Consider the following 1,741-nt stretch of genomic DNA (forward strand, 5'->3'; position numbering starts at 1 on the left):
TTGGTATACATGATGGTGTTGAACTTCCTCGCCCCGAGCTATTTTATAATGCCTTCGTTTTATTGCCGATGATTGATCTCTGTGCTGATCAATTAGAGCCAAAGAGCGGGCTGCCTTATCGTCAATTGATAAATCAATTACCGACAAGGCAGAATTTAGAAAAGGTTCCTTTTTAGCCCAGGAACCATATTCTCAGGCTAGCTACGCAAGAGTTGTACTAACTTAGCGGTTGAAGGGTCTAGAGCATCTATCTTGTTTTTCTCGGCTTCCTGAGTGAGCAAAGGAAACAACTCTTTTTCTAATACCTTACCTAACTCAACGCCCCATTGATCAAATGAATTGATGCCCCATATTTGACCTTGAACAAACACTTTGTGTTCGTACAAGGCAACTAGAGCACCGATAGACTCGGGGCTAAACATCTCAACAAGTAGCGTATTACTAGGCTTGTTACCCGCGATCACCTTATGCGGTGCGATACGTCGCGCTTCCTCTGGTGCAACACCTTTATCTAGAAGTTCTTGCTCTGCGTTCTTTCGCGATTTTCCAACCATTAGCGCGCGACTTTGAGCTAGACAGTTGCCAAGTAAGTGAGCGTGGTTATCACGTACGGGATAAGGACTGTTTTTCGCAATGATGAAATCGATAGGAACGGCGCCTCGTCCCTGATGGAATAATTGATGATAAGCATGTTGTCCGTTGGTGCCCGCTCCACCGAATAGCAATGGGCCACTGGCATAGCTAATTTGATGGCCTTCTGTATCAGCGGTTTTACCATTGCTTTCCATATCGAGTTGCTGTAAGTGCTCGGGCAAGAATCGTAGTTGATGGTCATAAGGGATAACCGCAATCGATGCGTGACCTAAAAAGCTCCGGTTCCACACTCCGATAAGCCCCAGCATTACAGGCAAATTGTTTTCGAATTCAGTTTCGTAGAAATGTTTATCCATGGCTTCTGCGCCATGCAATAACTTAATAAAATTATCGAAACCAAGTTGGAATGCGATTGGAAAACCTATTGCAGACCATAAAGAGTATCTACCGCCAACCCAATCCCACATAGGAAGAATATTCTCTTCGGCAATGCCAAAGGCACACGCTGCTTCTATATTGCTTGAAACAGCAATAAGGTGGCGTGAAATATCAGCACTCGGACCAAGCTTATCTTTCAACCAGTCTAGGCAAACGTGCGCATTCTCAAGTGTTTCGAGGGTAGTAAAAGACTTGGATTGGATCAGGAATAAACAGCGTTCAGGGTCGAGTTGCTCGAGCACGTTAACTGCATCGCTACCATCTATATTCGATACAAAATGTGTCTCGAGGCCATCAATATGAAAGTGCTGTAGTCCCTCAATGACCATTTTCGGCCCCAAGTAAGACCCGCCAATTCCGATGCTGACAAGCTGCGTAATTGCTTTGCCAGTTGATCCTAGCCATTCGCGTTTATGAAGAGAATCAACCAGACTCTTTATTTGTTCTAACGCTGCATTGACTTCCTGATGAATTTCAGGCGCTGAAGCTCGAAGTTCTTTATGATTTAAGGCGCGAAGAGCAGTATGCAATACAGCACGATGCTCAGTTGCATTGAGCTCTTGTCCTGAAAATAATGCGCGAGTCTGATCTTTGAGATTTGCGTTATCGGCTAGTTTAATTAGCGCCTTGTGTACGGTGTTCGAGACTAAATTCTTGGATAAATCTGCATACACATATGGAGCTTGAATGCCGAAGCGATCAAGGCGAT

The 1,741-nt window shown here is 44.6% G+C and carries 1 protein-coding gene; it reads right to left on the reverse strand.

Annotated elements, in window-relative coordinates:
* Positions 1-197: 197 nt before the first annotated feature.
* On the reverse strand, positions 198-1,741 hold a 1,544-nt coding region (gene pgi / locus A3738_RS15005; protein WP_068763686.1), incomplete at its 5' end, for a glucose-6-phosphate isomerase.

It is taken from the genome of Oleiphilus sp. HI0066 (assembly GCF_001635725.1).